Origin of the sequence: Mesorhizobium sp. M7D.F.Ca.US.004.01.2.1, from assembly GCF_003997785.1 — a bacterium.
In the GTDB taxonomy this organism is placed as follows: Bacteria; Pseudomonadota; Alphaproteobacteria; order Rhizobiales; family Rhizobiaceae; genus Mesorhizobium; species Mesorhizobium loti.
In genome coordinates, this window is the sequence record NZ_RZRQ01000596.1 from 1 (window position 1) to 2,022 (window position 2,022).

General features: G+C 63.9%; 3 protein-coding genes. 1 reads left to right on the plus strand and 2 read right to left on the minus strand.

The features are described from left to right. Window positions 1–684: SDR family oxidoreductase (locus tag EN993_RS35210; RefSeq protein ID WP_164758039.1), on the minus strand; the 684-nt coding region annotated here is incomplete at its 3' end. Beyond that, on the minus strand, window positions 677–1,489 hold the full coding sequence (locus EN993_RS35215; RefSeq protein WP_109660183.1) for a shikimate dehydrogenase: 813 nt from the start codon (window positions 1,487–1,489) through the stop codon (window positions 677–679). The genes EN993_RS35210 and EN993_RS35215, both read right to left, overlap by 8 nt. A 192-nt stretch (window positions 1,490–1,681) precedes the next feature. Between EN993_RS35215 and EN993_RS35220 the strand changes: the two genes are divergently transcribed. Further along, window positions 1,682–2,022, plus strand: a 341-nt coding sequence (locus EN993_RS35220; protein WP_245469065.1) for an aldolase/citrate lyase family protein, incomplete at its 3' end; no start/stop codon positions are given.

Here is a 2,022-nt window from a genome sequence, read left to right on the forward strand (position 1 = left end):
GAGGAACAGTGCGGCCTCGGCAACGTCGCGCGGCTCGACGAAGCGGCGCAGCGCGGTGGTTGCCTGGATGGCTTCGGGGTTGCGCTCTCCCTTGGCGATCCTGGCTTTCAGACCGTCCGAAAGCGTGTAGCCGGGTGCCACCGCATTGACGCGCACACCATGCGGACCGAGTTCGGCGGCCAGGATCTGGGTCAAGGCCAGAACGGCATGCTTTCCGGGCGTGTAGGCGGGCAGGGACAGCGGCGCGAAAGAGGCGAGCGAGCCGACATTCAGGATCGCGCCTCGCCCGGCAGCCGACATCAGCCGGCCGAACACCTGGCAACCCCGCAGGGTGCCGCGATAATTCACCCGCCACATCCTCTCGTCCTCGTCCAGATCCTGGTCGAGGACGTGCTTGCCGCTCTGCAGGATGCCGGCGCAATTGACGACGATTTGAGGTGTGCCGAACGCAGCGCTGACGGCCTGCGCCAGCGCTTCCACCGAGCCGGATTCGGCAACATCGGTTTGGACAAATAGCGCGCGCGGTGCGCCCGCCGCCTTGCAGGCGCCAACCGCCTCATTGCCCCGTGCCGCATCCCTGCCGGCGACGACCACATGGTAGCCATCCTCGGCAAAGCGCAGCGCTATCGCGCGTCCGATGCCGGAAGTGCCGCCGATGACGACGGCCGTCAATGTCTCAGCCATTGCCGCGGCCCTTGCGCTCGATGTCGAAGAATTCGGACATGGCCCGGACCTGGAAATCCATCATCGGGCGCCCCGGCTGAATGCGGCAGCCAATCTCTTTTGCCGCCTTTAGCAGGGCGGTCTCGGCGGGCTCCATGATGATATCCACGACCGTCATGTCCGGGGTCAGCCGGCTCACGTCCAGCGGCAGCGGGTCGCCGGCATGCATGCCGACCGGTGTGGCGTTGATGGCCATATGCATGCCGGAAGGATCTGCCTCGCCGACATGGATGCGGCATTTCGGGAAGACCAGCGCAACCAGCGCCGCCAGTTTTTCGGCGCGGCCGGTATCGATGTCCGCAAGGCGGATCTCTTCCGCGCCGGCTTCGGCGAGACAATAGGCCAGGGACGCGCCGGCGCCACCGGCTCCGACCTGGAGAATGCGGCGGCCGGCAATCTCATGTCCGCCTGCGTTGAGGCCATCGATGAAGCCCACGCCGTCGAAATTGTCGGCGTACCAGCTGCCATCGGGCAGCCGGCGCACGGAATTGGCGCTTTGCACCCGCGCGGCGCGGTCGTGAGCGGCGGTGCATTTGTGATAGACCGCGACCTTGTACGGCACCGAGATGATGACACCGCGGATGTTCTCGGCCGCCGTGATGCCGGCCCAAAAGGTTTCGAAATCCTCCGGGCGGCAGCTCAATGGCACCATGAGGCTGTCGAGGCTCTTTTGCTCGAAGATCTCGTTGAATATGCCGGGGCTCTTGGCGTGTGCCACGGGATGGGCCAGCATCACGAAGATGTCGGCCTTGCCGGTTCCGCGCATCGGTTCACTCCTTTTCTTTTGACAGTTCATGGGCGCTGAGGATCTCCAGTGCCTGGACGAGGGACGAGTGGTCGGCCTCAAACCCTGCACCAAGGTCGGCATGCACAGCACTTGCAGCAAATTATTGCCGTATGATATAGGACATCATACAAATTTCAACATCCCTTTCGCACATCGGAGACTGACCGGAAAATGCAAGAGCGCCCCAATACGCTGAAGGCTGCCGTGACAGCCGGGCGAGCCCATATCGGCATCTGGTGCTCGCTGGCTTCAGCCCTCACCACGGAAATTGTCGCAGGCTCTGGAGCCGGCTGGCTGCTGATCGATGGCGAACACAGCCCCAACGATTTGCGCAGCATCATGGCCCAGCTGCAGGTCATGGGCGGCTTCGACAGTGAGGCGGTGGTGAGGCTGCCCTCCGACGATCCCAATTTGATCAAGCAAGCGATGGACATCGGCGCGCGCAGCCTGATGATCCCCAATGTGCGGACGGCGGATCAGGCGCGCAGCATCGTTGCCGCGATGACCTATGC